The sequence below is a fragment of the Aeromonas sp. 600479 genome (genome assembly GCF_049175515.1).
In the GTDB taxonomy this organism is placed as follows: domain Bacteria; phylum Pseudomonadota; class Gammaproteobacteria; order Enterobacterales; family Aeromonadaceae; genus Aeromonas; species Aeromonas veronii_A.
This window is the reverse complement of sequence record NZ_JAAKVF010000017.1, coordinates 1-26,101: the sequence shown is the minus strand read 5'-3', so window position 1 is coordinate 26,101 and position 26,101 is coordinate 1. Positions and strand designations below refer to the sequence as shown.

General features: G+C 60.7%; 21 protein-coding genes. 4 read left to right on the top strand and 17 right to left on the bottom strand.

Features of this window, described 5'->3' with window-relative positions; translation table 11 throughout:
- Positions 1–110: 110 nt before the first annotated feature.
- Entirely contained in the window at positions 111–503 is a 393-nt protein-coding gene (locus G5149_RS16510; protein ID WP_005344491.1) for a DUF2750 domain-containing protein, read from the bottom strand.
- A gap of 156 nt (positions 504–659) precedes the next feature.
- Positions 660–1,214 (bottom strand): hypothetical protein, encoded by a 555-nt coding sequence (locus G5149_RS16505; protein ID WP_337072987.1) that lies wholly within the window; start codon positions 1,212–1,214, stop codon positions 660–662.
- A gap of 245 nt (positions 1,215–1,459) precedes the next feature.
- Here G5149_RS16505 and G5149_RS16500 point away from each other — a divergent pair, with 245 nt between their 5' ends.
- The gene (locus tag G5149_RS16500) at positions 1,460–1,708 is read left to right on the top strand and encodes a TIGR02647 family protein (protein ID WP_005334209.1); all 249 of its coding nucleotides are present in this window, start codon (positions 1,460–1,462) and stop codon (positions 1,706–1,708) included.
- Here G5149_RS16500 and G5149_RS16495 read toward each other — a convergent pair.
- The 11 genes from G5149_RS16495 to G5149_RS16445 all read right to left on the bottom strand — a co-directional run bounded on the left by G5149_RS16495 (position 1,695) and on the right by G5149_RS16445 (position 15,407).
- The gene (locus G5149_RS16495; protein ID WP_167558021.1) at positions 1,695–2,000 is read right to left on the bottom strand and encodes a hypothetical protein; all 306 of its coding nucleotides are present in this window, start codon (positions 1,998–2,000) and stop codon (positions 1,695–1,697) included. The two genes, G5149_RS16500 and G5149_RS16495, sit on opposite strands and share 14 nt — an antisense overlap.
- Positions 2,001–2,090: 90 nt before the next feature.
- On the bottom strand, positions 2,091–2,300 hold the full coding sequence (locus G5149_RS16490; RefSeq protein ID WP_005302803.1) for a cold-shock protein: 210 nt from the start codon (positions 2,298–2,300) through the stop codon (positions 2,091–2,093).
- A gap of 208 nt (positions 2,301–2,508) precedes the next feature.
- Positions 2,509–3,609, bottom strand: coding sequence for a dihydrolipoamide acetyltransferase family protein (locus tag G5149_RS16485; RefSeq protein ID WP_421213025.1), 1,101 nt, complete (start codon positions 3,607–3,609; stop codon positions 2,509–2,511).
- Complete coding sequence (locus G5149_RS16480) at positions 3,606–4,592, bottom strand: alpha-ketoacid dehydrogenase subunit beta (protein ID WP_041209833.1); 987 nt, start codon at positions 4,590–4,592, stop codon at positions 3,606–3,608. The genes G5149_RS16485 and G5149_RS16480 overlap by 4 nt, the downstream gene beginning before the upstream one ends.
- Complete coding sequence (pdhA, locus tag G5149_RS16475; RefSeq protein ID WP_421213024.1) at positions 4,585–5,673, bottom strand: pyruvate dehydrogenase (acetyl-transferring) E1 component subunit alpha; 1,089 nt, start codon at positions 5,671–5,673, stop codon at positions 4,585–4,587. The genes G5149_RS16480 and pdhA overlap by 8 nt, the downstream gene beginning before the upstream one ends.
- A gap of 268 nt (positions 5,674–5,941) precedes the next feature.
- The gene (locus G5149_RS16470) at positions 5,942–6,811 is read right to left on the bottom strand and encodes a hypothetical protein (RefSeq protein WP_421213022.1); all 870 of its coding nucleotides are present in this window, start codon (positions 6,809–6,811) and stop codon (positions 5,942–5,944) included.
- Positions 6,808–10,797, bottom strand: a complete 3,990-nt coding sequence (locus tag G5149_RS16465; protein ID WP_421213021.1) for an amino acid adenylation domain-containing protein — start codon at positions 10,795–10,797, stop codon at positions 6,808–6,810. The genes G5149_RS16470 and G5149_RS16465 overlap by 4 nt, the downstream gene beginning before the upstream one ends.
- 125 nt (positions 10,798–10,922) lie before the next feature.
- On the bottom strand, positions 10,923–11,690 hold the full coding sequence (gene dhbA, locus G5149_RS16460; RefSeq protein WP_421213019.1) for a 2,3-dihydro-2,3-dihydroxybenzoate dehydrogenase: 768 nt from the start codon (positions 11,688–11,690) through the stop codon (positions 10,923–10,925).
- Entirely contained in the window at positions 11,687–12,619 is a 933-nt protein-coding gene (locus G5149_RS16455; protein WP_042052713.1) for an isochorismatase family protein, read from the bottom strand. The genes dhbA and G5149_RS16455 overlap by 4 nt, the downstream gene beginning before the upstream one ends.
- Entirely contained in the window at positions 12,616–14,262 is a 1,647-nt protein-coding gene (locus tag G5149_RS16450) for a (2,3-dihydroxybenzoyl)adenylate synthase (protein WP_421213017.1), read from the bottom strand. Before G5149_RS16450 ends, G5149_RS16455 begins: the two co-directional genes overlap by 4 nt.
- Positions 14,259–15,407 (bottom strand): isochorismate synthase, encoded by a 1,149-nt coding sequence (locus tag G5149_RS16445; protein WP_421213015.1) that lies wholly within the window; start codon positions 15,405–15,407, stop codon positions 14,259–14,261. Before G5149_RS16445 ends, G5149_RS16450 begins: the two co-directional genes overlap by 4 nt.
- A 266-nt stretch (positions 15,408–15,673) precedes the next feature.
- Here G5149_RS16445 and G5149_RS16440 point away from each other — a divergent pair, with 266 nt between their 5' ends.
- Both G5149_RS16440 and G5149_RS16435 read left to right on the top strand, forming a co-directional pair.
- On the top strand, positions 15,674–17,626 hold the full coding sequence (locus tag G5149_RS16440; protein WP_421213013.1) for a TonB-dependent receptor domain-containing protein: 1,953 nt from the start codon (positions 15,674–15,676) through the stop codon (positions 17,624–17,626).
- A gap of 125 nt (positions 17,627–17,751) precedes the next feature.
- On the top strand, positions 17,752–18,816 hold the full coding sequence (locus G5149_RS16435; protein ID WP_076492017.1) for a 3-deoxy-7-phosphoheptulonate synthase: 1,065 nt from the start codon (positions 17,752–17,754) through the stop codon (positions 18,814–18,816).
- Between the two features lie 77 nt (positions 18,817–18,893).
- On the opposite strand, the gene G5149_RS16430 is transcribed toward G5149_RS16435, so the two are convergent.
- From G5149_RS16430 to G5149_RS16420, 3 genes are all read right to left on the bottom strand, one after another.
- Positions 18,894–19,892: a LacI family DNA-binding transcriptional regulator gene (locus tag G5149_RS16430; protein ID WP_421213011.1), complete on the bottom strand. Its 999-nt coding sequence runs from the start codon at positions 19,890–19,892 to the stop codon at positions 18,894–18,896.
- A gap of 177 nt (positions 19,893–20,069) precedes the next feature.
- Positions 20,070–21,971, bottom strand: coding sequence for a transglycosylase SLT domain-containing protein (locus G5149_RS16425; RefSeq protein WP_288729132.1), 1,902 nt, complete (start codon positions 21,969–21,971; stop codon positions 20,070–20,072).
- 99 nt (positions 21,972–22,070) lie between these two features.
- Complete coding sequence (locus tag G5149_RS16420) at positions 22,071–24,575, bottom strand: putative bifunctional diguanylate cyclase/phosphodiesterase (RefSeq protein ID WP_421213009.1); 2,505 nt, start codon at positions 24,573–24,575, stop codon at positions 22,071–22,073.
- A gap of 368 nt (positions 24,576–24,943) precedes the next feature.
- Here G5149_RS16420 and hpf point away from each other — a divergent pair, with 368 nt between their 5' ends.
- Positions 24,944–25,282, top strand: a complete 339-nt coding sequence (gene hpf / locus G5149_RS16415) for a ribosome hibernation-promoting factor, HPF/YfiA family (RefSeq protein WP_005344457.1) — start codon at positions 24,944–24,946, stop codon at positions 25,280–25,282.
- Positions 25,283–25,393: 111 nt separating this feature from the next.
- On the opposite strand, the gene G5149_RS16410 is transcribed toward hpf, so the two are convergent.
- Entirely contained in the window at positions 25,394–25,903 is a 510-nt protein-coding gene (locus G5149_RS16410; protein WP_421213006.1) for a VC2046/SO_2500 family protein, read from the bottom strand.
- Positions 25,904–26,101: the final 198 nt, after the last annotated feature.

The window sequence follows — 26,101 nt, the reverse complement described above, 5'->3', positions numbered from 1 at the left end:
AACCTCCTCTGTTCCTGCAAACGCAGGATGTCCATCCCCAAAAACGACAGACCCCGCACAGTGGCGGGGTCTTGTTTTGCAACCGGGTTGCTTGCAAGCAAAAGAGGCAATTAGCCGCGCTTGGCCTGCTTCTGGGCGATGGCGTCGGCCACATCGGCCGGCTCCAGCACGATGCCTTCCTGATCCGGGGTCGGGAACACAGCCACACACAGTTCATCCTGCTCCATGCCGTCAATCCACCGCTCCAGCCACACCTTGAGGGTGATGGACTGTGGTTTGCAATCTGCCCACTCACCTTCGGCCCACGCCTTGGCGTACTCCGGGTGCGGCCATACCGGGATGCAATCTTCATCGTCGGTGGTCAGCATCATGACGCCATGTTCGTCGGTCAGAACGAAAAGCTCTTCATGCTCGACCAGCTTGCTGATGAAGTGATCGTAACGGTAGTCAGCGTTGAGTTGCAGCGCGGCATTGCGCTCGGTGTCGCTCAGTTCATAGCTCATTGGCCAAGTCTCTCTCTCAATAAAGGGCGCCATGTTCACATCTTGTGGTCAGCTTGTCCAGCTTGCCGCCTCCTGACTCCCGTCGGGGAAACAGCAACGCTCATAAGGATAGAGCAGGGCGCCGAATAAAACGTCTCACCAACCTTCCAGACCTGATTAAAAGGTCGGGGTTATCAGCTCTACATCAGGTTGTTCGCTCAACTTCTGTCGCAGCCAGTAGGCAGACTCTACTTCGACGAAGCAGAGTTGATCCTGACCGTCAGCCGCAGTTTTCATCAACTGCTCAAATCGCTGCTGTTGTTGTTGCTCCCAGAGAACGGCAAGCTTTTCGCCATGGGCCTCATCCACCACTTCGCGACGAAGTTCGAACAAATTATCTGTGATCGGGCTGTTGATCTTGGCTGCGCTGTGCCAGTACATCTGCAAGTTGTCCATCATCTCGGTGTCGTAGTTAGCTAGCGCATCCAGCTCCGCAGTCGCCCCTTCCTGACCAGATATAAAATCGCACCAACCGGCATCGAGATTTGCTAGCTCGCGGGCGCGAGCCCCTTTAGCATGTTTGCGAAGCTGGGTAATGTCGCCCCCCTTGCGGGCAGGTAGCCACACCTCTCCCTCATGGCCCTCTAACAAGGAGGTCAGCAAGGAGACTGGGTAAACAGGGAAAGTGGCGGTGTGTGAATGCAGCAGAGATACCAGCGTGATCTTGACCATGAGCAATACCTTGGACTGGGCGAACAGCCGCCAATGGACCGTCCGATATATAGAATGCCCCTATCCTACCACGTTTGGCCCGGTTCGACCCTTGACGAAGCTGTCAGCCAACCATCTGATTACGCCGAAAAAAACAACATTTGAAACGCAGCATCCAGCCAAAGATCAATAATTTGAGCCAGCGCCCACTAAAGTGGATACGGGGATGCTAGTTTGCATACATCTTTAGCGTAAGGAGTAAATCCATGATTGGGATCGACCAGGTTTCTAACGAATTCGTGAACGATTTGAAAATACTGGCATGCTTTGATCCGGCCAACATGAGCCTGGGGATTAAATTACGCAGCGATATGTCTGAAGAGTTGTGCCAGGCGGCAGCCCGTCTGCATCAGCAGGGGCTCATCAGCGCAGAAGATGGCGGCTATCTCACCCCGTTTGGCATGACCATGGTTGAACACCTGCAACATCTGCTGGTCGCACTCAAACCGCTTTGAGCGGCTGTGGTGCCCAGAGTGAAAAGTTGAGTAGCTCCCAGCGCTCCCCTTGGTGAAGATGACAGGCAAACAGCAAAGGACCTTCGGGTCCTTTTACTTTGCCATCCACCAGCCACTCCCCCTCCCTTTCAGGCACCAGTCGCGCATTCACCTCATCGGGTTGCTGTGCAGTGCCCATCCGGACCTGGACAAATTGCTGGCAGATCACCTGCGCTTCCATCGCGGATTGAACCGGTACCGGCGCATTGGACGTCGGAGTCAAGGTGGCAGCAAGCAGGAGCGATAGCAGCATGATTCAGCACATGGGAGTCAGTAGCAGAAGCCAGATAAACAAAAAGCCGTGGCACCAGAGGTACCACGGCTTTCTTAAATTCTGTAAGAATTACAGAGCGGTTACGTTCTCAGCCTGCGGGCCTTTCTGACCTTGGGTCACAGAGAACTGTACGCGCTGACCTTCAGCCAGGGTACGGAAACCGTTACCTTGAATGGCGCTGAAGTGAACGAAAACGTCCGGGCCGTTTTCTTGCTGGATGAAGCCAAAACCTTTGGTTTCGTTGAAAAACTTAACGGTACCGGTGATCATGTTAGACATATCTTTTAAACCTGTATTCAAAATAATTACTTATGCTTTTCAGCGGGTAAAGCTCAAAAAACGGGATTAACTTATGAACAACAGGACAAGATGTGAAACATCGTATTCATTGACATAACTATCGCCCTTTCAAGCTGGTTTGGATTATACGTGGCTTTGTAGATTACGCAAACAAATTTGTGCCCTGCCAATGACAGGGCACAACCCCTTATAAGGTGGCTGCTTCCAACGCTTCGACCAGCGCTCTGAGAAAACGAGCCGCCTCCCCGCCAGTGCAGGCTCTGTGGTCAAATGTCATCGACAGCGGCAATGCCCTGACGGGACGCGCTTCACCGTGGATGAACACCACTTTTTCGAACAGTTTGCCTGCCCCTATGATGGCCACCTGCGGCGGCGTGACGATGGGGCTGGCATAACGCCCTGCAATGGCACCGAAGTTGGTGAGCGTAATGGTCGCCCCCTGCAACATCTCGCGCGGCACGGCGCGCGCCTTCACATCGGCGATCATCCGATCCAGCCCCTGCCGGATATCTGCCCCCTCCCGCTCGGCCACGTTCTCCATCACCGGCACATAAAGGCCATGCTTTGAATCCACCGCGATGGCTACATTGACCTCTTTGAACAGCCGCCGTGACAGGGTGTCACCATCAAACCAGGCATTCATCGAGGGCTCGGCGCGGCACGCCACGCCAATGGCCTTGATAAGGCGCACCGTCACATCCTCATCAGGCCGCCAGTGACGTAAATCCACCTCGTCGGTGATGCTGACCGGCACCACAGTCTGATGAGAGAGCTCCATCGCCTTGGCCATGGCCCGCCGCGACCCTTTGAGGAATTCGTTGCCACTGCTCTGCTGCGCCTCGAATGCCTGCTGTACATCCAGCTCGGTCACCATGCCGCCGCTGCCACTCCCCTTGATCCGCTCGATATCCACACCCAGTTTTTGTGCAAGCAGGCGCACGGCAGGCATGGCTTGCACCAGCGCGCCACCCGGGGCAATGGCCCCCACCACGAAATGATCCTCGATATGTTGCTGATGGGCGCTCACCTTGCCCACCACGGTCCCATCATCTTCGCCCCCCTCGAACTCCACCAGCGGCGCACCGATATGGAGGATATCCCCCTCGGCGCCGCAGAGACGGGCGATCACCCCGGCCACCGGAGAGGGCACATCCACCAGCGCTTTGGCCGTTTCCACCGACAAGAGCACCTGATCGACCGCAACGGTATCACCGGCGCTCACCTTCCATTCGACGATCTCGGCTTCAGCCAACCCTTCACCCAGATCCGGTAATTTGAAAAATTTCATAGCCACTGGTTCTCCATCAGCTGGTGAGCGGCATCGGCGATATCCTGCTCGGTGATGAGGTAATACGCTTCGTTGCGATAGTAGGGAACGGCTGCATCCACGCCGGTCAGCCGCTTGGGCGGCGCCTTGAGGCAGGGAAGTGCCTGCTCGGTCACTCGCGCCACAATTTCGGCTCCAACCCCGAAGCTGCCACACGCCTCGTGTACCACCAGCAACCTGCCGGTCTTGCGCACCGAAGTGAGGATGGTCTCCATATCCAGCGGCTTGATGGTGGCCAGATCCAGCACCTCGCACTGGATATCCTGCTCGGCCAGCAGGTTCGCCGCCCGCATCACCTCCTGAATGCAGGCCCCCCAGGCCACTACCGTGATATCCCGGCCCGGGCGCAGGGTAAAGCAGACATCCAGCGGCAGGCCGACACCGTCATCCACCACCTCGGATTTCATCGAGCGATAGATGCGATCCGGTTCGAAAAACATCACGGGATCAGGGTCGCGGATGGCCGACAGCAGCAAGCCATAGGCGCGTCTCGGGCTGGAGGGGATCACAACTCGCAGCCCAGGAATATGAGCAAATAGCGCCTCGACGCTCTCGCTGTGGTGTTCCGGCGAGTGAATGCCTGCGCCATAGGGAGAGCGATAGACAAGGGGGCAGGAGAGGCGACCTCGGGTACGGTTTCGCATCCGCGCCGCCTGACAGATGATCTGCTCCATCCCTGGAAAGATGAAGCCCTGAAACTGAAACTCAGCCACCGGCTTGAGCCCCTGGGTCGCCATGCCGACCGCCACCCCGGCGATCAACCCTTCAGCCAGCGGCGTGTCGATCACCCGCTTGAAACCGAATTTGTCGCGCAGGCCAACCGTGGCGCGAAACACCCCGCCGTTGACCCCCACATCCTCGCCCAACACCACCACATCCGGGTCATGCTCCATCTCGTAGTGAAGGGCCATGTTGACCGCCTCCAGCAAACTGATCTCACTCATGGCCAACCTCCTGCTTCATCCCCTTGGCAATCACTCGCTCGCGCTGGGGCAAGAGTTCGGCGGGCAGGCTGGCATAGTGATAATCGAGCATCGCCTCCGGTGGCTGGGGCACCATCGCCTCATAACGGGCGACCGCCTGTTCGACCTCTCGGGTGGCTTCCGCCAGCAGACTCTGCTCCTGCTCTTCATCCCACCAGCCTTTGCTATGCATAAACTGCCGCAGCCGCTTGACCGGCTCTTTCGCCCAGGCGGCCTCGACCTCGGCCCCGTCGCGATAGCGAGTGGCATCATCGGCCGTGGTGTGATCGCCGAGACGATAACTGACTGCCTCGATCAGAGTCGGCCCCTTGCCGCTGCGGGCCCGTTCGACGGCACTGCGGGCAGCATCGTAGACCGCCACCACATCGTTGCCATCCACCTGCTGGCTGCGCACCCCGGCGCCGATCCCCTTCTGGGCCAGCGTAGGGGCGCTCGATTGCAGCTTGCGTGGCACCGAGATAGCCCACTGGTTGTTGTTAACGATGATGACCATCGGCAGGTGCCAGACCCCGGCGCAGTTGAGCCCCTCCAGAAAATCCCCCTTGGAGGTGCCGCCATCGCCGATAGTGACTACGGCGACACGCGGTTGATTACGCAGTTTGAAGGCCGAGGCAATACCGCAAGCATGGGTGATCTGGGTAGCGATGGGGACGCAGATGGGGAGATCTTCAGAGGGGGTCCCATCGGGTTTGAGAAAATAACTGCCCCGCTCGTCACCACCCCAATATTGCAGGTTCTTCTCCATCGGTACGCCCCGCACATAGAGGGTGGGCATGTCCCGATAGTAGGGAACGTAGACATCCTGCGGCTGCATGGCGAGACCAATGCCAATTCCCACGGCTTCTGCGCCGAGATGGGAGGGAAAAGTACCGAGTTTGCCGGTTCGTTGCAGCGCAATCGCTTTTTTGTCATAGCTGCGCACCATCACCATATTGCGGTAGAAAGTGTGCAGTATCGCCTTGTCCAGCCAGGTCGGTAAGGTGGCGACCGGGCACCCTTCCGCATCGAGGTAACGAAGGAAAGGGATGTCGACATGGGTCATAACTGGCTCCTTGCCGTTGTAGGCGTCACCGATGCTGGTGACACTTAGATGTAAATACCTTGTTAAATAAAAAGCAAAGGGATTTACTCAGGTAAGACCAGTAGAAACTTCTTTAAAGTAGCGAAGGAGCTGAATTTTCGGCGATGAGCGGCAAGGTATGCCGTAAATGGTGCAACTTTGCAGTGCTGAATGCAGGATGCCAAATATTGAAAAGGGGAGCCTTGCTCCCCCTTCTGTTACTCAAGCCAGCGGTTACGCCAACCAGCTGTTACGCCAGCCACTGTTGCAGCTGGCTGGCCATGCCAGCTGGCAGCAAGTGAGCGCGACTCAACAAGCGGCTGCGCCAGGGCTCGGCCTGCAAGGTGGGGCAAATTCGCATCTCCCGTCCCCGGTCAGCCACGCGCACCAACCGATCGATGAGGGTCTCCAGCGGCGGATGCGCCGGCCAGTGAGGATAGAGGTCGGCCGTCGCGATCCCGGCCAGCTCGCACACCCGCTCCTCTTCCCCATCTCCCTTCCCATCAACCATTGGCCAGGGGTGAAGCACCTGCAGCCAGCCCGGCCGTGCAGCCTCCAGCAACTGGCCCAGCGTCGGCTGCGCAAAATGGGGATCCCCTGCGGCTTTGAGCAGATGACGCGCCCCCGCCAGCACCACCAAGCCGCGCTGGGGAAGTGTTAGAAGATAGTCGGCCAGCGCCTGATCCCGCCCCCTGTTGTGCTGCTGCCATCGCTCCGGGCTCATCTCCTGCCACTCGAATAAGGGCTCGCATAGATGCACCCGCAGCCGCATATGTTCAGGGCGCACCAGATTGCTCTGGCGCAGAGCGGAAAAGAGAGCCGGAAACTCGGGGGCCATCCAGGCAGGAAAAGCGCAGGAGTCGAGCCAGACCGGATAGAGTCGTACCAGCGTCAGCGGCTCACCCTGCCAGCTCTCCTGCCCCGTCAGCCAGGCATCGAGCAAGCCTTGATGGCGGCGGTTGCCGCACTCCAGCACCAGATCGGTCATGACTCCCCAGAGCGCCGGATCACAGAGCCAGGCGTGCTGGCGCCGGATAAAATCCGGGTGCCAATGCGGCTCCCCCAGCCCCACCAGTTTGCCCGCCAACAAAGCTTCCCTGATAGCGGCAACAGGGGTCATGCGTCCCCCTCCTGCCGGATGTGCGGTTGTTGCCCGACCCCATCGACCCGTTCACAAATAAAAGCGCCGATCTTCGCCAGCCAGTCGGGATGCACCATCTCCTGATGCAGACAGGGGAAGCGCTCATAGCGGATGTCCCCTTTTGTCAGCGACTCCCAACCGCGTCCATCCAGCCAGGGCTGGCGGGAGGCTGACGCCTCGATAAAGATCACCTCCCCGTGGTAGCAGTAGTCGACCGGCTGACGGATTAGCCGGTTGTTGTGGCCCACCAGCTCAATCATCGCGCTCACCACCTGCTCGTCGAGCATGGCCAACGCACTCCCCTCTGCCCCCAGTCGGGCCACCACCTCATCGCGAGTAAGGGAGTCGAGCGCCTCGTCCGCAACCGCAATGCCCCCCATCCGCAGCAGCGCATCGAGCATCCGCTGCTCGTCGGGCAGCGGCTGGGTCTGCCACTGCAGGCAGGGGTAGGCGTCGAGCAGCAGCACCATGGCCACCTCTTGTCCCTGCTCTTGCAGCATGGCGGCCATCCGGTGCACCAGCATGCCCCCGAGGGACCAGCCGAGCAGCCAGTAGGGCCCCTCGCTCTGCTGACGACGCAGCTCGGTCACATAGTCGAGGGCCAGCTCGTCGAAACTGGCGGGCAGCGGCGCATCCGGTTGGCAGAGCGCTCGCGCCTGCAGGGCATAGAGCGCCATGTCGGCTGGCAGATGGGGCACCAGCGGCGCATAACACCAGCCGAGCCCCCCTGCGGGATGGACACAAAAGAGGGTGGGACCCGATGTACCGGCCTGCACACCGGGCGCCCGCAGGGGCAACAGCATGGGCATTGCCTCCCGCTCGCCGCCAAGACGGCGCGCCAGCTGGGCGGGGCTCGGCGCTTCGAACAGGCTGGCCAGAATGAGACCCTGTCCTATTGATTCCTCAATACGCACCACCAGCTGAGCCGCCAGCAGGGAGTGGCCGCCGAGGGCAAAGAAGTTATCGTCGGCGCCGACCCGCGCCAGCCCCAGTATCTCGGCGAAGAGGCGACAGAGCCGCTCCTCCAGCAGGGTTTTCGGCAGTGACTGACCCACCGCCGACGCCATGTCGGGCAGCGGCAACCCCTTGCGATCCAGCTTGCCATTGGGGGTAAGCGGCAGCTCAGCCAGGTTTACCAGGAGCCCCGGTACCATGTAGTCGGGCAACGCCGCGCCAAGGGCGGGTGCCAACTCGGCAAGCGTCAACTCGCCACTATCTGCGGCCACCACATAGGCCACCAGACGGCGATCGCCGGGGGAAAATTCGGGGGCCAGCACCACCGCCTGCGCCACCCGGGGATGGCGCAGCAGCACCTGTTCGATCTCCTCCAGTTCGATGCGCTGGCCGCGGATCTTCACCTGAAAATCGAGGCGCCCCAGATACTCGATGGCGCCATCCTCGCGCCAGGCGGCCAGATCGCCGCTGCGATAGAGCCGTCCCGCCCCGAAGGGGTTGGCAATGAAGCGCTCGGCAGTGAGCTCGGGCTGACCAAAGTAGCCCTCCGCCACCTGTACGCCGCCGATCCAGAGCTCCCCCGCCACACCGGGGGGCACCGGCTGCAACCAGGGGTCGAGAATGTGGATACAGGTATTCCAGACCGGATAGCCGATGGGCACGCTGGTCACCGCCTCGTCTGCCCGGCAGGGATACCAGGTGACATCCACCGCCGCCTCGGTCGGGCCATAGAGGTTGTGCAGGGGGGCTGAAAATGTTCCATACCAGCGTTGCACCAGATCGGCGGGCAGCGCCTCGCCGGAGCAGAAGACCTGCCGCAGTGCCTGGCAACGCGCAGGCTTGGCCTGAGTGACAAAGATCTGCAGCATGGAGGGGACAAAGTGCAAGGTGGTGATCCCGGCCTGCTCAATCAGCTCGGCAAGGTAGGCGGGATCCTTGTGGCCGCCCGGTTTGGCGAGCACCAGCCGCGCCCCGGTCATAAAGGGCCAGAAGAACTCCCAGATGGAGACATCGAAACCGGCCGGGGTCTTTTGCAGCACCCGATCCGCCGGGCCGATGGGATACATGTGCTGCATCCAGAGCAGCCGGTTGACGATGGCGCCATGGCTCACCACCACCCCTTTTGGCCGACCGGTCGAGCCGGAAGTGTAGATGATGTAGGCCGCATCTTCCGGTTTGGGGGCTGGCAGATCACAAGGTGCTATCGTTGCCAACTCTACCGCCGCCAGCTGCTCTGCCACACCGGGGGCATCGAGGCAGACAAGTGGCGCGGCCACATCGAGCGGCATCCGCAAGGTGCGACAGGTCAACACCAGCGTAGGATCGCTGCTGGCGAGAATGTAGCCGATCCGCTCCGCCGGATAGTCCGGATCAACGGGTACATAGACGGCCCCCACCGCCATGATGGCCTGCTGGGCGAGAATAAGCTCGGGAGAGCGCGGGATCACTACCGCCACCCGACAACCGGGGCCCACGCCTCTTCCCGCCAGATAGCTGGCCAGCTGGCGGGTACGCTGGCGCAGCTCTGCCACCGACCAGCGCTCGGTACCACACTCCAGCGCGATGGCGCTCTGATCTGCCGCCGCCAGCCCCTCGGCCAGCAGTGCGCTCAGAGTGGTAGTCGGCAACGGATGGTCGGTCTGGTTCCAGCGCACCAGCTCAGCCTGCTCACAGGACAGCAGCAGCGGCAAGCGCACTGCCTGGGCCTCGTCATCCGCCTCACTCCAGGCCGCCAGATAGGCTACCAGCCGGGCCAGATGACGTTCGCTCTCCTGTTGGCTGAAGCGCCCCTGATGTGCTTCGAGGGTCAGGGTCATAGCGCCTGCCTCCTCGGCTAAATAGAAGGCGCACACCTCCACCGGCCCCGCCGCCAGCACCTGCACCTCGCCACGAACTTCGTTGTGTCCTTCACCAAAGCTGAGGGTACGGGCAAAGGGCATCAGATTGACCTGAGGTCCAAACAGCGGCTGGCCCGGCTGACGCTGCTGCAACCACTCCTGACGGCAGCCCTGATGACGGCGCAGGGCGGCAAATTGCCGCTCAACCTGTGCCAGCAACTCTCCTACCCGGCTGGTGCCGCTCAGTTCAATGCGCAGGGGCACCACATTGACCTTCATGCAGGGGGTATCGGCTGCCGCTGAGCCCAGTCGCCCCATCAGCGGAATACCCAGCACTACCTCGCCGGCGCCGCTCATCCGCTGCACATAGCTGGCCACTGCTGCCAGCAGCAGGCTGTAGGGGTGACAGGCCGAACGACTCGCCCGAGCCACCAGTGCCTGCCACTGGCGGCCAGAAAGGCGCAGTTCAAGGCGATATGTGGGGCCCGGCCCTTGCGCTGGACGGCGGGAGAGCGACGCAGGGCTCTCCACCCCAGCCAGCTGCTGCACGAAGAAATCGCGATCCCGCGCGGCACGCGGCGAATCCTGATAGGCCGCCTCCTCGGCCAGCAACTCCTGCTGGGTCGCATAACGACAGGGGGCTGGCTGCTCGCCCGCACAAAGCGCCTCATACCAGCTCGCCACCCGCTGGCAGAGCAGGCTCAGGCCAAAGCCGTCGATGGCGATATGGTGCACGGCGATAAACCAGGCCCACCGCCCCTCGCCAAGGCGATAGAGGGTGGTGGCAAACAGCGGCCCCCCGGCCAGATTGAAGGGGACGGCCAGCTGCGCACGCATCTCGGCCTGCGCGACTGCGAGCGGGTCGGCCTCGCTGCGCAGATCCCGCTCGGTCAGCTGCCAGCAGGCGGGGTTGGCCACCATTTGCGGGCCATCGGCAGTAGCCACAAAGGCGCAGTGCAGACCGGGGGTCTCGTCAATGGTCTGGCGCACCGCGCGGGTGAAGTGATGAGGAGCCAGCGCCCCCTCCAGCAGCCAGTACTCGCCGGTGTTGCAGGCGGGGCTCTGCGGGTATTTTTGCTGGGCAAACCAGATACCCGCCTGAGCGGTGGTTAGCGGCCAGCGCGGGTGCTCACCACGCTGGTGGGTGGCGCGCATCGCCATTGTCTGTTCCATGGGAATGTCCTTGCGCAAACATCGAGCGGGCAGCGGCTTGCCCCTGCCCGCATGGCTGAGAAGCGAGGAGGCCAGGCCTCCTCCATAAAGAGAGTGTCACGCCTGCCCGATCGGCAGTGCGCGGGCTAGACCCCCAGGGTGGCACCGCCATCGACCACCAGATCCTGCAAGGTGATATGGCTGGCGGCATCGGAGGCGAGAAACAGCACGCAGGCAGCCACCTCGTCGGGTGTTCCCAATTTGCCAAGGGGGATCCCCAGCTTGAACTGCCCGGGCAGGCCCGCGATGGTGCGCAGCTCTCCTTCCTGCTGCACCGCATCCCCCTCCTGCCACATGCCGTACAGCATCGGGGTACGGGTCGAGCCCGGCGACACAAGATTGCAGCGCACCCCATAGGGGGCAAGTTCCAGCCCTGCCGTTTGAGTAAGGCTGGTCAGCGCCGCCTTGGAGGCACCATAGATGCCCATCCCCACTCGCGGCACCCGACCGGCATTGGAGGAGACATTGACGATGGCGCCCCTGCGCCGCCCCTGAAACCAGGGGGTCAGGGCCCGCATCAGATAGAAGGGGGCGAAGGTGTTGATGGCGAAGGTGCGCTGCAAGAGGGCATCATCCACCTCATCGAGCCTGCCGGTCGCCAGTACGCCGGCGACATTGACCAGCACATCGGGCCCCACCCCCTCATCCAGCAGCTGTTCGCAGCCGCGGGTCACGGCTTCGCTGTCGCTCACGTCGAGAGTCACCTCCCTCACGTTGCCGGGCAGCGCCTCGGCCAGTTGCCGATCGAACGCCACCACGCTGGCCCCCGCCTCGGCAAAGGTGCGTGCCACCGCATGGCCAATTCCCTGCGCTGCGCCGGTCACCCAGACGGTTCTGCCTTGCCACTCACTCATAGGGTGCACTCCGGTTCGCTGACGTGCTCTTCGTTGGCCTGATAAGCCGTGGCCTGACTGACGTGAAGCTGACGGGAGAGGAGCGCCCACCAGTGAGCCAGGGTCGGCGTGCGGGCCAGCTCGGCCAGCTCCACCACCAGCCCCTGCTGACGCCACTCTTCCACCAGCCCCATCACAGCCAGCGAGTCGAGACCGTAGTCGAGCAGGTTGTCATCCTCGGTGGGCTGCTCCTGCTGCATCTCGGCGGGCAGCCGCGCCAGCACCTGAGCACGCAGCGACTCCCGGGTCAGAGGGCGTTTGCTGACCGCCATCACCTCGGCCACGGTGATCACCCGACCGGCATTGCGGCTGACATAGGAGAGCGCCAGCAGATGATCCTCGCGGGAAAAGTCGGCGATGGCATCAGCCACCAGGAAGGGGCGGATATCACGCATAAAGGCATCGACCGCCGTCTGCATCACCCCGATATGACCGTAGATGCCACAGATCACCAGCTGATCCCGCCCCCATCCGGCCATCAGCTCCGCCAGCGGTGAGCGACAAAAAGCGCTGTAGCGCCACTTGGTCAGCACCGTATCCTGCGGCTCGGGTGCCAGCGCCGGAACAATCGGCTGACGCTCCGGCGCCCGGGTCAGTCCCGGCCCCCACATGTCGTTAAGTAGCGCCCGATCGGCCAGGCTCTGCTCGGCAGGCTGGGCGGTATAGACCACCGGCATGCCAAGAGCTCGCGCCTGACGGATCAGGGTGGCGATATGGTCGATGACCTGATTGATCAGCGGATTGTCCGGCCCGTAGAAATCGACGAAATAGTGCTGCATATCGTGGACCAGCAAGGCGGCGCGGCCCGGTTCGAAGGGCCAGTTCACCCGCCCGGTTGGCAGCTCCTCAGCGGTAGGCAGCGGGTAGGCGGCGAGGGATTGAATGGTCATGCACACTCCTTGGCGAGCTGCTCGCGCAGCGTCTGTTTGTCTATCTTGCCGACCGGGGTGTGGGGCAGTTGCTCCACCAGCACCAGGCGATCGGGCAGTTTGTAATCGGCCACCCCCTGCTCGCGCAGGAAACGGCGCAAGCGGGGCAGATTGAGGGGCTCGCGGCACATCAAAAAGGCGCAGCTGCGCTCCCCGAGCATGGGATCCGGCATGGCGACCAGCGCCGCCTGCCGCACCTCCGGGTGGGTCAGCAACAGCTCTTCAATCTCGAGGGCGTCGATCTTCTCCCCACCCCGGTTGATCTGATCCTTGTTGCGCCCCACCACTATCAGATGACCGCCGGGCAAGCGGCAGACCAGATCGCCGGTGCAGTAGAAACCGTCCCGGTCGAAGGCACGCTGATTGTGGGCATCGGCCTTGAAGTAACCGCGAAAGGTGTAGGGGCCACGCGTCCAGAGCTCGCCGCACTCGCCATCAGGCAAGGGGTGCCCGTCGCTGTCTCGCACCTCCACCTCGTCGCCCGGGCTCATCGGACGGCCCTGGGTATTGACGATGTGCCACTGGTCATCCTCGATGCGGGTGTAGTTGACCAGCCCCTCTGCCATGCCAAACACCTGCTGCAAACGGCAACCAAGGCGGCTCGCCACCGCCTCGGCATGAGCCGGGCTGAGGCGCGCACCGCCCACCTGCACACACTCCAGAGAGGTCTGCGGATAGTGGCTGGCCGCCTCCAGCCAAAGCGCCAGAGCCGGTGGCACCAGTGCCGCCCAGTTGACCTGATGGCGCTGCACCAGCGGCAGACAGGTTGCTGCGGAAGGATCCTTTGCCAGCACCACGCAGCCACCGCCATAAAACACTCCGAGTGCCCCGGGGGAGCTCAGGGGAAAGTTGTGGGGCGCCGGCAGGGCGCAGAGATAGATCACCCGCTCATCCCAACCACACACCGCCACGCTCTGGCGCACGCTGTAGCCATAGTCATCGTGGGTACGGGGGATCAGTTTGGGAGTGCCGGTGCTGCCGCCGGAGAGCTGGAAAAAGGCGACCTGATCGGCTGGGGTAGGAGTTGGCGCGATGGCCGTCAGCGGCGAACCATCAGCACGGGCTATGGGGTCAGGCTGACACCATGCAAATCCTGACTGAAGATCGGAGCCTTCTGCCTGCTCGAACAGCAGTGTCTGGCAGGAGGGATATACCCGCTCATCAAGGGCCGCGAGGCTCCCCGCTTCACCGGCAAAGCCGGGATGCGAGGGGCTGAGTACCAGCAAGGCGGGCTCAATCTGGCGGGCAAAGGCCACCAGCTCGCGCCGCTGGTGGCTGTAGAGGGCATGCACCGCCACCACACCGCAGCGGATCAGGGCAAACCAGCAGATATAGAACTCGGCGCAGTTGGGCAACTGCACCAGAGCGGTATCGCCATGGCCCAGCCCGCGCACTGCCAGCCGCACCGCCAGCGCATCGACCTCACGCTTTAACTGGCCATAACTGAGAGTGCGTTCCCCGCAGATCAGGGCCGTGCGCTCGGGATAACGTTCGGCAGATTCATCGAGCAGGGCGGTGAGCGGTTGTCCGCGCCACCACCCTTGTGCCCGGTAGTGGGCTGCCAGCTCGGCGGGCCAGGGGGTAAAGGGCACCAGCGGCTTCATGCAGTTACCTCCGGCTCCCGGCTTTCGAGGCCAAACGCCCGCAGCATGGTGCCGAGTTTGGCGGCGGTCTCTTGCCACTCTGCTTCCGGCGAGGAGCCCACCACCACCCCGGCACCGGCATAGAGCCGCAGCTGCTTGCCGGCCAGCACGCCACAGCGGATGGTGACCACCCACTCGCCATTGCCATCGGCATCCATCCAGCCGACGGCACCACAGTAGAAACGGCGATCGTACCCCTCAAGCCGGGCGATGGTCTGACGCGCAGCCGAGAGCGGCGTGCCGCATACCGCCGGTGTCGGGTGCAGCGCCAACGCCAGTGCCAGCACGGGAGAGGGGTCATGGAGCCGCCCGGCGATGCGGGTCGAGAGGTGCCACATGGTAGGAGTGGCGATCACCTGCGGCTCCAGAGGGACATCCAGCTCGCGGCAGAAGGGAGCTAGGGCCTCAGCGACCGCATCTGCCACCAGCGCATGTTCATAGCGATCTTTCTGGGCCCCCAGCAGTTCGGCACTGGCTGCCTGTTGATCGGAAAACGCGTGGCGCGGACGGGAGCCCGCCAGCGGATTGCTCACCACCGCCATCTCGCTGCGCGATACCAGCAGCTCGGGGCTCGCACCAAGCAGGGTCTCCCCCTCCGGCAGCGGGATCTGGAACACATAGGCGCCCGGATTCTGGGCCAGCAGAGAGCCATAGGCGTGTGCGGGTGAGGTCTGCTCTGCGCTCTGCACGTCGATGGCGCGCGACAGCACCACCTTCTCGAGCTGACCCTCGCTGAACTGCTGCAGCGCCGCTCGCACCGCCCCCTGATAGTGGGCAGCGCCCGTTACTTCGCTCACCTCGCCATGGAGCTGGCAACAGCGGGTGGGTAACAGTGCATCCCGTTTGACCCACTGCGATTGCGCCGGAATCACCAGATGCCAGGGGTATTGGGTATCAAACGGAATGGCGCCGATGGCGATGGGATTGACCATCCCCTGCTGGCGCAACTGACGCAGATGGGCGAGCAGCTTCTCCGGCGGGATGCCGGTAAAACTGTCGTGGATACCGGAGGCGACCAATACCCTGTCACCGCTTGCAAAACAGCACACTTTATCCAGCCCGACCGCTGTGGCGGGCCACTCTCCTTCCAGTGCATGGTCACACATGACGGTGCTACTCCTTGGAATGAATCACTGCCTGACACGACTTAAGGTGAGTCATTTGACTCACCAGATATCAGGGTGAACGGCATCCTAACAAGGAGCGAAAAAACGATCAATACAAATGAGAATCAATTTCATTAACTTCTTTTTAGTCAAAAGAGGGTGACGAACGAAACTGAGCTTCGCCGATAAAAAAGAGTTGCGATCGGAGCAAATTCAACTTGATAATGATAACGCTTATCATTTGTATATTATGGAAGATGTAAATAATGAAATCCTCAACCTCCCGTTTTATTGCTCCCAGCCTGCTGGCCACCACCATCGTCACTCTGCTGACCCAGCAAGCGATCGCCGCCAGCAACGCCCCTCAAGCCGATGAGGTGATCACCGTCACCACCACGGCGCACAATACCCGCTCGGCACCGGCCTCTATCTCTGTCATCACGGCCGAACAGATCGCCGCCGCACCGGTCAATGACCTTGCCGACCTGCTGCGCCACGAAGTGGGCATTCAGGCAGAAGCGGACACCAATGGCCGCAGCGATATCGGCATTCGCGGCATGTCCGGCAAGTACACCCTGGTACTGGTGGATGGCAAACGCCTCTCCTCCTCCAATGCCCTGTGGCGCGGCGGCAACTTCGACAACACTCCCGTGCCCCTTGGCATGATCCAGCGGGTCGAGGTGATCCGTGGCCCCATGTCGGCACTTTATGGCTCCGATGCCATCGGTGGCGTCATCAATATCATCACCAAGCAGCCGGGAAAAACCTGGCAAGGGGCGGCCGATGCCGACTTCAAGGCCATCGAGGGCAAGGATGGCGGCGATCAGCACAGAACCAACCTGGGCTTTACCGGCCCGCTGACCGACAACCTGCTGATCCGGATGAACGGCGAGGTGTATGACCGTCAAGCCTGGACCCCCACCGAAGCTGCTGACGGCATCCCCCTTATCGAAGCCAAACAGACCCGCAACTTCGCCTCCACCCTGAGCTGGCTGGTGGATGAGCAGCAGCGCTTCGAGCTGGATTACCTCTACAACCAGGATGAGCGGCCTCTCGATATCTTCCGCAAAACCGGCAACAAGGTGCACAGCCGCCAGCAGCAAAACGATCGCAACCTGTTTGGTCTGACCCACAAGGGGAACTGGAGCTGGGGTGACACCACCGTCATGGCCAACTACGAGACCTCCCAGATCGACGACTTCAACACCAGCTACTCTGCCCCGCAGCAACGGGAGCTGGAAGAGAACACCCTGACCCTCAAGGGCTACACCAACCTGGCGCTGGCCAACCACTACCTGACCCTGGGTGGTGAATATCTGGATCGGGAGCTGGTGGATGCGGTGAGCTACAAGGATATCGGCGGCAAAGAGAGTCACTCCCAGGAGGCGCTGTTCGCTCAGGACGAGATCGGCCTGACCGACAGCCTGACCTTCACGCTGGGCGGCCGTTACGATCACCACGAGATCTACGGCAGCCACTTCACCCCGCGCGGCTATCTGGTCTATGAGATGAACGATGTGGTGACTGTCAAGGGCGGGGTCAGCCAGGCCTTCAAGGCACCGGCACCACACCAGTACTCCAACGGTTACAGCATCGAGAGCTGCGGCGGCAGCTGCCGCATCTATGGCAGTGACAAGGTCAAGCCGGAAACCAGCACCAACTACGAGCTGGGTGTCATCGCAGGAGAAGGGAGCTGGGAAACCAGCGCCACCCTGTTCTACTCCGACATCGACGACATGCTCACCTTCAAGCAGTTGCCGAGCTCCACTGACCGCACCTGGTACAACCTGGAGAAGGCCACCACCAAGGGGCTGGAGCTGACCGGCAAGCTCGATCTGACCGACGATATCAACCTCGGCGCCAACTACACCTACCTCAAGGCTGAAGGCGATCAGGGTCAGGCTCTGCCCGAGCGGCCGGAGCACAAGGCCAACGCCAAGATCACCTGGCAGGCCACCGAGCGGGTAAATGCCTTTGTCGGCACCACCTACACCGGCACCCAGTTTGCCGAGCAGACCGTCAACAAGGTTGTCGTACTGCACAAGCTGCCCAGCTATCAGACCTTTGATCTCGGCACCGGCTTCAAGGTCACAGAGAACTTTGACCTGCGACTGGGGATCAACAACCTGACCGACGTGCGCCTGCAAGAGAAAGACACCCTCTTCCAGAACGTCGAACCGGGTCGCAGCTACTACGTCAGCGGCTCAGCCCGCTTCTAAGGTAGCCAAGACCTGTATAACAGAGCGCGGGCCCATGCCCGCGCTCTGTTAACCAAGAGAATAAGGGGAAGATCCCCACTGGACAGCAAAGAGCATGCAGATTTCCATTTTCATCAGGATCGCTCATGTTCACCTCACTTCTGAATGCTTCACCCCTTGCCACCCTGCCCACCCCTGACGAGATGTTAAAGGCCAGACCCTGTCCGGCACGGCTCGCTCGCCAGATCACTCGCAGCCGCCAGCAAGCCCGCCATATTCTGCAGGGAGAGGATGATCGCCTGCTGCTGGTGATCGGCCCCTGCTCCATTCACGATCCGGCTGCCGCCCGCGACTATGGTGGCCAGCTCGCTGAACTGCAGGGCCAATACGGGGAGCAGCTGCAACTGGTGATGCGCACCTATTTCGAAAAGCCGCGCACGACGCTCGGCTGGAAAGGATTTATCTTCGATCCCGACCTCGATGGCAGCGATCGACTGGAAAAAGGCCTATCCCAGGCCCGGGAGTTACTGCTGGCACTTGGACAGGAAGGGCTCGTCTGTGCCACCGAATTTCTCGATCTCACCAGCATGCTCTATCTGGGGGATCTCATCAGCTGGGGTGCCATCGGCGCCCGCACCACCGAATCCCAGCTCCACCGCCAACTGGCCTCCGCCCTCCCCTGCCCCATCGGTTTTAAAAACGGCACCGACGGCAATATCCGGATCGCGGTCGAGGCGATCCTCGCCAGCCGGGCAGCCCACCTCTATACCCAACCTTCAGGTGATGGCCAGCTGGCACTGGTGCGCAGCCATGGCAACCCCGATGGTCACCTGATCCTGCGCGGTGGCAGCCATCCCAACTATCAGAGCCATCATGTGGCTGAGGCTGGTGAGCTGCTGCGCCAGCACCATCTATCCCCTCGCCTGATGGTCGATTGCAGCCACGGCAACAGCCAGAAACAACATGCCCGCCAGCTGCTGGTTGCCCAAGATATCGCCGACCAGCTGGGCGCAGGTAGCAATGCCATCACCGCCATCATGGTGGAAAGTTTTATCTGCGAAGGACGTCAGGAGATTGACAGCAAACCGCTGCGCTACGGCCAGTCGATCACCGATAGCTGCATCGGCTGGGAACAGACAAGGCGGCTGCTCGATATGGTGGCAGAAGGGGTAGAGGCACGCCGCCAGCAGCGGATCGCCCTGGCGGGATAAACGGCGGATTATTCAGATAACGCAGAAAATAGTGTGGCCCCGATGGGGCCACCTTGTTGTTCACTGTCTGACGCACGTCAGGCGACTGACTCACGCTCCACCAACTGGGCTTCAAACTTGAGCGCCAGGCCGTCCACCGGCTTGTGATCGAGCAGGCGCAGCGCCAGCTCGGCAGCACGGCTGCCCATCTCCTCGATGGGGTAACGTACCGTGGTGAGCTTGGGATAGATGTAGCGGGCGTAAGGGATATCGTCGAACCCCACCACCGATACCTGCTGCGGGATCTTGTAACCCCGCTCAAGCAGACAAGAGATCGCCCCCGCCACCATACCGTCGTTGAAACCGAGCACGGCAGTGAACTCGACACCACGGGCCAGCAGTTCACTCATCGCCACATAGCCGCCATTTTCGTCGGCAAAGGCGCGGCTGACGAGAGCGGGATCAAAAGCGATCCCGGCTCTGGCCAGGGTCTGGGTGTAACCGGCCATCCGCTGCTGACCATCGACAAACTCTTCATCATCGGAGGTGATAAAAGCGATCTTGCGATGACCGGCATCCAGTAAGTGCTGGCACGCAGTGGTGATCCCCGCCTTGTTGTCGAGCCAGACGCAGCGATCCTCAAAGCCCGGCACCTGACGGTTGATGAAAACGATGGGGGTAGAGCCAGCCGCCAGCTCACTTAGCTCCTCGTCCGGGAGCGCCTTGCTGTGGAGGATCAGCGCATCGCACTGGCGCTGCAGCAGCGCCTGAATGGCGTGACGCTCGCGGGCGATATCGTGGTTGCCAGACATGACGATGGTGAACTTGTTGGCCTGATCGACCATGGTTTCGATGCCACGCATCATCTGGGCAAAGAAGGGGCCGCCGCAGAGGTCACCAACCAGCACGCCAATGCAGTTGGAACGCTTGCTGACCAGAGCCTGGGCAAAACTGTTGGGTCGAAAATTCAGTTCCTTCATGGCCGCCAGTACGGCCTCACGCTTTTCCGGTGCTACCTGTGCCGTGTTGTTGATAACCCGCGACACGGTGGAGATAGACACATTTGCCAGCTGAGAAACGTCTTTAATCGTTGCCACTATCCATTCCTTTATTGTGGGGGAACCTGTCGGTGCCGACGCCTGAGTATACCCTGCGGCCTGATGCAATTCCCGGAGCCAGGTCACCGGGCATGTTTCCTTTGGTAACAAAACCTTACCCGATGATACCCGTCGGCAGGGCAATTTGAAAACAGGGGCCGGCTGGCGGCCCCCGACTCAATAGGCGTGATTGAGCTCCCGATCTGACATAAAGCGCAGCGGCTGCTGCAACTTGTGCTGATAGATGAGATCGAACGACAACACGTTTTGCACGTAGTTACGGGTCTCCTTGTAGGGAATGCTCTCGACCCACACGTCCATCGGCTTGTTGTCACTCTGCTCTCGCCAGCGTTTTACCCGTCCCGGCCCGGCATTGTAGGCGGCCGCTGCCAGGATCCGGTTGCCGTCATAGACATCCAGCAAGCGCTTGAGATAGGCGCTCCCCAGACGAATATTCATGGTCGGATCAAACAGTTGCTGCTCGTTGCGATAGGGCACCCCCAGCTTGCCGGCGGTCTCTTTGGCAGTCGCAGGCATCAGCTGCATCAGACCGCGCGCCCCCACCGGCGACTGGGCCAGCGGATAGAGGGCACTCTCCTGACGGGAGATGGCATAGAGCAGACTGGTGTTCATGGTGCGCTCTTGCGCCATCTGGGAGAAGGTGCGTTTGAGCGGCAGCGGGAAGCGCAGGTCGAGAGCATCCCACGCTTCGGCGCGAATGCTGGCGAGAATGGCCAGCTCATGCCACCCCTGATTGAGGGCGATATGACCAAACTCGATACGCTGGGCCACCGGATTGCGATCCATGTTGTGGATCCACTCCGAGCGGGCCGCTGCAATCTCGTTCATCGACAAAAGCTCGCGCACCCGCAACAGGAAGGGCCAGCGCTGGCTGGCAGTACGCCAGTCCGGTACATGCTTGACGCTCTGGTTCTTGATGCGATAGGGCACCCCAGTGCGCTGGGCCGCCATGAAACCGTAGAAACCGCGCAGGTTGGCAGTCTCCAGATAGAGATCCCGCGCCGGTTTTTGCTGCCCCTGCACTTCAAGGGAGCGCGCCATCCAGTAGCGCCAGCGATCCTCTTTCTGACGGGCCATCGGCATCATCTTCACCCAGCCGGAGAGGCCACGCCAATCCTGCTCCCAGATGGCCAGTCGCGCCCGCAGCTCGGTAATGTCGGGATCCGCCAGCTTTTTCACCGTGCTATTGACCCAGCTGCGCTGGGCAATGGAGCGATCCAGCAGCAGGCGGCGGGCAATGGCACGCTCTACCGGTTTCACCTCGGCCTGGGTCAGGCCAAAACGGGTGCGAAACAGCGCCAGCTGGCGCAGCACCGACTCCGGCTCCTGATTGGCATAGCGAGTCAAACCGAGGGAGAGCAGCTTGCGGGAATAGGGGTTATTGCTGAAATAGGCCGGGTTCATCGCCTTTGCGGGCTGTTCGAACAGGGTCACCATCTGATCGCCATAGCTTTGCAAGCCGCTACCCAAGGTCGCGCCAAGGTGGCGGATCAGGTTGGGGTTTTCCGCCTCGAACGCCAGCGTCATCCGCTGCCAGATCTTCTCCTGGGTACGCTGACCGGATGCCTGCCACAGCTGGAACAGCGGGGAGCAGGCATCGGGGCGCGATTGACCACTCATCCAGATCTTGCCCGCCCCCTGCAACGCCTCTTTCGGCTTGCCGGTATAATAGAGCGCCTGATAGTGCATGCAGAGCAGGTCGGTGGAGCTCGGCTTGGCCGGATAGAAGCGCAGGAACTGCGACCACTGCTGGCTCTGGGCCAGATAGGTCAGATAACTGCGCTCCAGCCGGTTGGACTGGGGGGTATCCCCATGCTGGCGGATAAAGCGGGTCACATCGTTGTAATCCGCCGCCCCCGGACGAAAGGCGAGCTGATAGTAATCGAGGTAAGGGAGCAGGGGGTAGTGGGTCAAACGGGCACGAATTTGCTGGAAACGGGCCTGATCATTGGCCCGTACGGCGTCATACGCCTGACGGTAGAGCGTCTGGTCGGCAGTCTGTGCCATCAGGGTCGGCACGAACAGCGCCGACAAAACAATTCCCCATACAGCTTTCACTGAGCATCTCCATTGAGGGCAATACACCGCCCGGTGGCGGCGGGTCTACTGCCACTCATTCTACCCGTTGCCGGGCAGTGCTACAGCGGGGAGAAGGGACTATTTTTCTGCATCGCTCATCTGCATTTCGCGTAGCTGTTCCGGTCTGGTCAGCCGCTGTACATATTTCTCCAGATAGGGCACCGGCAGCGGCTTGGAGGCGAGATAGCCCTGATAGAAGCTGCACCCCTGCGCCTTGAGAAACTCCAGTTGCTGACGGGACTCCACCCCTTCTGCCGTGACGTTGAACCCCATGTGCCGAGCCATGGCGATCACCGCCTCGACGATGGCCATGTTGTCGCCATCTTTCGGGATATCCTGAATGAAGGAGCGGTCGATCTTGAGCTCATCGGCTGGCAGCCGCTTGAGGTAGCTCAGGGAGGAGTAGCCGGCACCAAAATCGTCGATGGCAAAGCTGATGCCGAGTCCCTTGAGCTCGGTCATCTTGCTGATGGTGTCCTCGGCATGACCCAGTACCACGGATTCGGTGATCTCCAGATTGAGGCAGGCCGGATCCATGCCGGTTTGCGCCAGCACATCATGGATCCGCTCGACAAAATCGGTGGCGTGGAACTGCTTGGCGCTCACGTTGACCGAGATCTGCGGAATGTGGATACCATTCTCTTCCCACAGCACATACTGGGCGCAGGCCTCATAAAGCACCCAGTTGCCGATGTCGACAATCAGGTCCGTCTCCTCGGCGATGGGAATAAACTCGGCTGGCGAGACCAGCGAGCGACCGGCAGGTTGCCAGCGGATCAGCGCCTCGACACCAATGATGTCACCGCCGTCCACCATATGCTGCGGCTGATAGTAAAGGGTCAGCTCCTGCTGACTGAGGGCGTTACGCAATTCGTTGTGAATAAGCAGACGGCGATCCGCCTGTTGCTGCATCGAGGCATCGAAGAAACGACGGGTCTTGCGACCAGCGGACTTGGCCTGATACATGGCAGTATCTGCCTGCTTGAGCAGATCATCGACCCCCTGCTCCCGATCCGGAAACAGGGTGATACCGACGCTGGCGCCGATGTGCAGCACCTGACCTGCATAGGTATAAGGAGCGGCAATCTCGGTGATGAGACGCTCGGCAATAATATCAGCCTGCATCTCTGCCTGGGGCGGGCTGGCCGAGAGCGATGGCAGCAGCAGTACAAACTCGTCACCGCCGAGACGCGCCAGGCAATCCCCTTGCCGCACCAGCCGTTTGAGACGGGCGGCGACCTCTTTGAGCAGCCAGTCACCGGTGGCGTGGCCGAGGGAGTCGTTGATGGTCTTGAAGTGATCGAGATCGATAAAGAGCAGCGCGCCAATCAGGCCGTTTCGGATCGCCTCATTGAACGTCTGTACCAGGGTTTCATGCAATTGACGACGATTGGGCAACCCGGTCAGCTCGTCGTAATAAGCGAGATCCTGAATGCGTCGCTCGGCCGCCTTGCGCTCGGAGATATCCTCGAAGCAGATGACAAAGTGGCTGATCACCCCTTTTTCATCCTGCACCGGCGTCACTATCTCCCACTGGGGGTAGGTGTGACCATCGGCATGACGACGCAGAGTTTCTCCCTGCCAGCGGTTGAGAGGGTTGAGCTCGTAGCCCAGCCCTCCAAGATTGGGCCAGAGATCCTCTTCCAGCTGCAGACCCAGTACGGAGTGGCTGTCAAAACCGGTGATCTGGCTGAAGGCGTTGTTGACCCGCAGGATCTTGAACCCCGGATCCGTGATGATGATCCCTTCGTGGGTCTCGAATGCAACGGCAGAGAGGCGCATCTGGGCATCGGATTGCAGTCGCTCCAGCTCGGCTACCATCCGTACCGAGAAGGTATTGAGCACCGAGGTGAGGTTGCTGGTATCTGCCGGGGCCGAATAGAGCAGCGCCAGATGGCCCAGAAGTTGGCCTCTGGCATCAAATAGCGGCTGACCATAATAAGTCTGCCCGGCCGCCAGCCAGGGTTGATACTCCTGCGACTCGTCAATCACCTCGAAACAGATGGCCCCTTGCTTGTAGAGCTCCTGACAGGGGGAGCCCGCCAGCGGGTAGTCTTTAAGCGTCAGCCCGTCGGCAGCCAGCACTTTGACCCGGTCGGCACCGCACAACTCCCCCACCCAGACCGCATCCACCTTGAGGATATGGGCCAGCTGACTGACCAGGGTATTGAAGAAATCGAGCCCGGTGCGGGCAGAGAGCGCCTGCGCCAACTGGGTTAGCAGGGTGGTTTGCAGCAACGGCAAAGAGAGGTTGAGAGAGGAGACCGCACTGTTGGCGGTATCAAGAGGGGCCAGCCAGCCACAGCAGATCTGCTGGGTGGGCACAAACTGCCCGCTCCAGAGCACATGGTTGAGCTGCCCCCGATCATCCTTCAGATGACCGATGAACTGTTCAGGCAGATGTGATTCATGAAGCCGGACAAGAAAATCGGCAAAGCCTTCCTCATCTTCCGGTAACAGGCGAGCGGCCCAGGGATGATTGCCCTCCCCTTGCCACTGCTGGTAGGCCCCCTGATCAGAGAGACTCCACTGATCATGTTGCCGATCGAAAAACCACATGACTTGCGTGGCTTGCTGCTTCATTTACCACTCCAACACAACAACCAACCACGTTTGATGTCCAATCAGGCATAGCAACGCCCCCTGCATCCGCTCATCAGATCAGAGGTTGCGAGGGAAGAGTACAAACATGCGATATCAAGCAGTGAAAACCGGACATGAGGTCGACACGAAGTGCTGCCAAGAAGGGACAGAAACGATCCTATTCCCGTCATACTGCCTGCCAGTTTCATGGAGCTCAAGCTGTTTTTGGCACGAAACCGGAAAAGATCACAATTTATAAGTTGCTGAATAGCCAAGGGAAGTTTATGTGACATAGATCACATTTCAATCTTTGCCAATGAGTAATCTGAAGGTGAAGACACAAGCAAGACGACCCGAAGGGGGCCAATATGAAAATCGAAATTACCAGCAAAATCATCGACATCACCCCGGCTATCCGCGAGCGCATCGAATCCCGTTTTGAAAAGCTCGAACGTCTTCAGGTGCCTCTCATCACACCCCATGTGATTGTTTCCAAAGAGCGTCTGATGTTCATTGTCGAAGCCAGTGCTGGCATCCCCAACGGCAAACTGTTTGCCCAGGCAGAACATGAGGATCTCTACGCCGCCATCAACGAACTGGGGCAAAAACTGGAGCGCCAACTTAATCGTCACACCGAGAAGCCGATTGCCCGTCGTGCCAACGCAGCGCTCAAAGAGCAGCCACAACCGGATGAAGCTGACGCTTGATAGCATGCCGCAAGGCTAAAAATTCTAAAGAGCATAAAGGCGGGGTCACCCGCCTTTTTGTTGCCTGTGATTTACCGACAAGCACAGCACTACGCCAGTGAATAGGCGCCATCAACTGAGCCAGTGCAACCGGGCATCCACCCCCTCTTGCAAACGATCGAGGAGCGGCAACAATACCAGCGGATCCTCCTGGCGTGGCATATCGGCCAGCTTTCCTTGTAACCGCTCCCGCGCCAGCGGCGACAGGTTGTCGTAGACAGCATCATCCAGCAGCGGCTGTTTGACCGCCAGCGGCGGTGTTTGCAGCGCCAACCAGAGTCGTACATCCACCATACTCCCCCCTTGCTGCAACCGCTCATTGATGGCACTGCAGTCACTCCCCGCCCCTTCAGCCACCAGCACCTCTGCCGGTCTCAGCGCAAAGTGCAGACGCCAGTCACGACTCTGGGGTGTGGCCGCCGGTTTGGCATCAAACCAGGGCTGCTCCTCCACCGCATCAGTCAGCAAGGCCAGATGCAACCGGAAATCCGCCCGATCACCATGCTGCAGGTCATGGTTGAGGCGCTGCCCCAACTGGCCCTCATCAACGAGCAGGTGATTACGGATTGAACTGGGCAGCATGAGATAACTCTCGAAAATGGCGATTTCATTGGTTATCGGCCACAAATCCAATTCTTTTAATGGAAAAATCCTGCTTGGGGGTTTCCAAAATCAGAAGATCTGTTAGTATGCGCCTCGCACTTGTGGAGGGGTTCCCGAGCGGCCAAAGGGATCAGACTGTAAATCTGACGGCTCTGCCTTCGAAGGTTCGAATCCTTC